The following is a 3891-nucleotide window of genomic DNA, read 5'->3' on the forward strand; positions in this document are numbered from 1 at the left end:
GCCACAGGTCACCTCGCTTGGCACATTGCATACAGTCGACGAATACTGTATGAAGATTGTTATCCCGCATCCGATGGGTGATGTCCAGGGGGCGTGCAGCACTTTTAAGACGGGAGCCGAATCATGGACCTGTACGAGCATCAAGCCCGCGGACTCTTCGAAGAACACGGCATCCTCGTACCGAGGGCGGAGGTCACCGACTCGCCTGAGGAAGCAAGGGAGTTGGCCCGTCGGCTCGGCGGTCGCGTCGTCGTCAAGGCACAGGTCAGGACCGGGGGCCGGGGCAAGGCGGGCGGTGTACGGCTCGCCGACGATCCGGCCGCCGCAGAACTCACGGCACGTCAGATCCTCGGTATGGACATCAAGGGCCACACGGTCGGCAAGGTCATGCTGGCCCAGCCCGTTGAATTCGCCGACATCGAGAGCGAGTTCTACGTCTCCTACGTCCTCGACCGCACGGCGGGCCGTTTCCTCGCGATCGCCTCCGCCGAGGGCGGCATGGAGATCGAGGAGGTCGCCGCCGCTCGACCGGAGGCGGTGGCCCGTACGCACATCGACCCGGCCGAAGGCGTGACCTTCGCGAAGGCGCAGGAGATCGCCGAGGCCGCCGGGCTGCCACCACAGGCCGTCGACGTCCTCGTACGACTGTGGCAGGTGCTCGTGCGTGAGGACGCCGTCCTCGTCGAGGTCAACCCGCTCGTCCGCACCCGGCAGGGGCAGCTCCTCGCCCTCGACGGCAAGGTCACCCTCGACGACAACGCCCGTTTCCGACAGGCGCGTTGGGGTGCGGAGGAAGTGGAGCACGAGGGCACGCTGGAGGCGACGGCCGCCTCGAAGGGCCTCAACTACGTGAAGCTCGACGGCGAGGTCGGCATCATCGGTAACGGTGCCGGTCTGGTCATGTCGACCCTCGACGTGGTCGCCGGCTGCGGTGCCCGCCCCGCCAACTTCCTCGACATCGGGGGCGGGGCCTCGGCCCGGATCATGGCCGACGGGCTGTCCGTCATCCTCTCCGACCCGGATGTCAGGTCGGTGTTCGTCAACGTCTTCGGCGGGATCACCGCGTGCGACGCGGTTGCCGACGGCATCGTGCGGGCCCTGGACGCCGTCCAGTTGACCAAGCCGCTCGTCGTGCGTCTCGACGGCAACAACGCGGCGCGCGGCCGGGCCATCCTCGACGAGCACGCCCATCCACTGGTCCAGCAGGCCACCACCATGGACGGCGCTGCCCGCCGTGCCGCCCAACTCGCCAACGCGGCCTGAGGAGACGGGACATGGCGATCTACCTCACCAAGGAGAGCAAGGTCCTCGTCCAGGGCATGACCGGCGGCGAGGGCATGAAGCACACGCAGCGCATGCTCGCGGCCGGCACCAACATCGTCGGCGGCGTCAACCCGCGCAAGGCGGGCCGTACCGTCGACTTCGACGACCGAGCCGTGCCGGTGTTCGGGTCGGTCGCCGACGGTATACGGGCTACCGGAGCCGACGTCACCGTCGTCTTCGTACCGCCCGCCTTCGCCAAGGCGGCCGTCGTCGAAGCGGCCGACGCCGGCATCGGACTCGCCGTCGTCATCACCGAGGGCATCCCCGTCCACGACTCCGTCGCCTTCACCACGTACGCGAAGGAGAAGGGCACCCGGATCGTCGGTCCCAACTGCCCGGGGCTCATCACGCCCGGCCAGTCCAACGCGGGCATCATCCCCGCCGACATCACCAAGGCGGGCCGTATCGGCCTGGTGTCCAAGTCCGGCACGCTCACCTACCAACTCATGTACGAGCTGCGGGACATCGGCTTCTCCACCTGTGTCGGCATCGGCGGCGACCCCGTCGTCGGCACCACCCACATCGACTGCCTGGCCGCCTTCCAGGACGACCCCGACACCGAACTCGCCGTCCTCATAGGGGAGATCGGCGGCGATGCGGAGGAACGCGCCGCCGAGTACATCAAGGAACACATCACCAAGCCCGTCGTCGGCTACATCGCCGGCTTCACCGCGCCCGAGGGCAGAACCATGGGCCACGCGGGCGCCATCGTGTCCGGTTCGGCGGGCACGGCACAGGCGAAGAAGGCAGCGCTTGAGGCGGTCGGCGTCCAGGTGGGAACCACCCCGACCGAGACGGCCCGCCTGGTGCTCGCCCTGCTGGAAGCCGACCCCGACGCCTCCCACGACTGACCGGTACTGACCGGCGGTGACTGCGCCGGACCGTACGGCGCCATCGAACCCCGTCCAGTACCGCACCCCCACCTGTACCGCACCCCCGCCCCCGACTGTGCACCGAGAGCGGAGACACCAAATGACAACCACCCTCAACTCCACCCACCTCGTGCTGAAGTCCGGAACGTCCTGGACCGACGCCTGGCAGCGATGCCTCGCCGTCGCCCCCGAGGCGTTCCGCGACGACCGCGTCCTCAACCTCTGGAACTCCGCCTGGCGGGCCGACGGCCGGGCCCTGCCCGCCACCAGCCCCGTCGACGGCAGCCCCATCGCGGGCCCGCCGCGCCTGGACCGGGACGTCGCCCACCAGGCCGTACGCGCCTCCCTCGACCAGCACCGCGCCTGGCGGCACATCCCGCTCCACGAGCGCCGCGCCCGCGTCGCGGCCACCCTCGACGCCCTCACCCAGCACCGCGAACTCCTCGCACTCCTGCTCGTCTGGGAGATCGGCAAGCCGTGGCGGCTCGCGCAGGCGGACGTCGACCGGGCCATCGACGGTGTGCGCTGGTACGTCGACGGCATCGAACCGATGGTCGCCGACCGGGGCCCGCTGGACGGCCCGGTGTCCAACATCGCGAGCTGGAACTACCCGATGAGCGTGCTCGTTCACGCATTGCTGGTACAGGCACTGGCAGGCAACGCGGTCATCGCCAAGACCCCGACCGACGGCGGTGTCGCCTGTCTGACCCTGGCCTGCGCGCTCGCCGCCCGCGAAGGGATTCCCGTCACCCTCGTCAGCGGCAGCGGGGGAGAGCTGTCGGAGGCGCTGGTGCGAGCGCCCGAGATCGGCTGCGTCTCCTTCGTCGGCGGTCGCGACACCGGCGCCGCGGTGGCCACGGCCGTCGCCGACCTCGGCAAGCGTCACGTACTCGAACAGGAAGGACTCAACACCTGGGGCATCTGGAACTACTCGGGCTGGGACGCCCTCAAGGCCGTCGTCCCCAAACTCTTCGACTACGGCAAGCAGCGCTGCACCGCGTACCCGCGCTTCGTCGTCCAACGGCAGCTGTTCGACGAGTTCCTGGCCGCGTACCTCCCGGCGGTGCGCACCCTGCGCGTCGGACACCCGCTCGCCGTCGAGAACGCCGACGACCCCTACCCGGCACTGGACTTCGGGCCCGTGATCAACGCGGCCAAGGCGAAGGAACTGCACGACCAGATCGCCGAGGCCGTCGACCGCGGCGCCGTCCCCCTGCACCGCGCCAGCGAGACCGACGCCCGCTTCCTGCCCGGCCAGGACACATCGGCGTACGTCCAACCGGTCACCCTCCTGAACCCGCCGCCGTCCTCACCGCTGCACCACGCGGAGCCGTTCGGGCCGGTCGACACCATCGTCCTCGTCGACACCGAGGCGGAGCTGCTGGCCGCGATGAACGCCTCGAACGGCGCACTGGTGGCCACGCTGTCAACGGACGACCGGGCGACCTTCGACCGGCTCGCCCCGCAGATCCGCGCGTTCAAGGTCGGCCACGGCACACCGCGTTCACGAGGCGACCGCGACGAACTGTTCGGCGGGTTCGGCGCGTCCTGGCGCGGTGCGTTCGTCGGCGGTGAGCTGCTGGTGCGCGCGGTGACCCAGGGCCCGGCGGGGGAGCGGCTGCCCGGGAACTTCCCCGAGTACCAGCTCATGCCGTGACCCCGACAACCGTCGACACACAAGTGAGGTGACGATCAT

General features: G+C 69.8%; 3 protein-coding genes. All 3 read left to right on the forward strand.

Features of this window, described 5'->3' with window-relative positions; translation table 11 throughout:
* Positions 1 to 123: 123 nt before the first annotated feature.
* The 3 genes from sucC to ACWDR4_RS49875 all read left to right on the forward strand — a co-directional run bounded on the left by sucC (position 124) and on the right by ACWDR4_RS49875 (position 3852).
* Positions 124 to 1263, forward strand: a complete 1140-nt coding sequence (sucC, locus tag ACWDR4_RS49865; RefSeq protein WP_450418812.1) for an ADP-forming succinate--CoA ligase subunit beta — start codon at positions 124 to 126, stop codon at positions 1261 to 1263.
* An 11-nt stretch (positions 1264 to 1274) separates the two neighbouring features.
* Entirely contained in the window at positions 1275 to 2174 is a 900-nt protein-coding gene (gene sucD, locus ACWDR4_RS49870; protein ID WP_450418814.1) for a succinate--CoA ligase subunit alpha, read from the forward strand.
* A gap of 121 nt (positions 2175 to 2295) precedes the next feature.
* Entirely contained in the window at positions 2296 to 3852 is a 1557-nt protein-coding gene (locus ACWDR4_RS49875; protein ID WP_450418816.1) for an aldehyde dehydrogenase family protein, read from the forward strand.
* Positions 3853 to 3891: the final 39 nt, after the last annotated feature.

Source organism: Streptomyces sp. NPDC000878 (assembly GCF_053599695.1).

What these genes read in the sequence shown, in the direction of transcription:
- ACWDR4_RS49875 (WP_450418816.1), top strand. Translation starts at nt 2,296, where the DNA reads ATGACAACCACCCTCAACTCCACCCACCTCGTGCTGAAGTCCGGAACG.
- sucD (WP_450418814.1), top strand. Translation starts at nt 1,275, where the DNA reads ATGGCGATCTACCTCACCAAGGAGAGCAAGGTCCTCGTCCAGGGCATG.
- sucC (WP_450418812.1), top strand. Translation starts at nt 124, where the DNA reads ATGGACCTGTACGAGCATCAAGCCCGCGGACTCTTCGAAGAACACGGC.